This is a genomic window from Desertibacillus haloalkaliphilus, assembly GCF_019039105.1.
GTDB lineage: Bacteria > Bacillota > Bacilli > Bacillales > KJ1-10-99 > Desertibacillus > Desertibacillus haloalkaliphilus.
This window is the reverse complement of the sequence record NZ_JAHPIV010000260.1, coordinates 1-396: the sequence shown is the minus strand read 5'-3', so window position 1 is coordinate 396 and position 396 is coordinate 1. Positions and strand designations below refer to the sequence as shown.

General features: G+C 38.9%; 1 protein-coding gene. It reads right to left on the bottom strand.

Annotated features, from left to right (window positions below; translation table 11 throughout):
- Positions 1-396: PTS transporter subunit EIIC (locus KH400_RS21835; RefSeq protein ID WP_217228210.1), on the bottom strand; the 396-nt coding region annotated here is incomplete at both ends.

Below are 396 nucleotides of genomic sequence, written 5' to 3'. Positions count from 1 at the left end.
AAGTCCACCATTAAACAACAATAGTGTGAATACTCCTGTGGCACCACCAGCAATGGCAGCGATAATTAGTGCAGGTTTCATTAAAATGTACGGGAAGTAAATTTCATGAATCCCACGAAAGAAGTGAATAATTGTCGCACCAGGTGCTGATTGCTTTGCCATTCCTTTTCCAAACAACATAAAAGCAAGTAAAATACCAAGACCCGGTCCAGGATTTGCTTCTAATAGGAATAAAATCGACATTCCCTCTCGCGCTGCTTGCTCAATTCCAATAGGACCTAAAATTCCATGGTTTATTGCGTTATTTAAGAATAAAACTTTTGCCGGTTCAATTAAAATACTCGCAAGTGGCAATAAGTTGTTCGTTACTAAGAAATTCACTCCAGATGCTAACGT